The following is a 255-nucleotide window of genomic DNA, read 5'->3' as shown; positions in this document are numbered from 1 at the left end:
ATCCAGAGTTGAAACTGATTAACGTTGAAACCATTGTAGAAAACCCGCGGGTTATTCATCGTTTTTCTAAAGTCTGGACAGAAGAAAAGAATGATAAATTAGACGCCCAAATCATTGCTGAGTTTTTAACAACTGGAAAGCATACGAAAACTCAACCACGAGAAGAAAAATTCGTTGCTCTCCTACGTTTTACTCGTACACGCTATCAGTTGATTCGTCAGATGACCGAAGCCCAGCAGCACTACGTGGAAAATC

1 protein-coding gene is annotated in these 255 nt (G+C 40.4%); it reads left to right on the top strand.

All coding sequences use genetic code 11. The annotated features are described in order from the left end of the window. Window positions 1-255: IS110 family transposase (locus ACYQ2O_RS13420; RefSeq protein WP_459783905.1), on the top strand; the 255-nt coding region annotated here is incomplete at both ends.

Source organism: Alkalibacterium sp. m-11, assembly GCF_054658155.1.
This window is presented reverse-complemented; position numbering and strand designations above follow the sequence as displayed.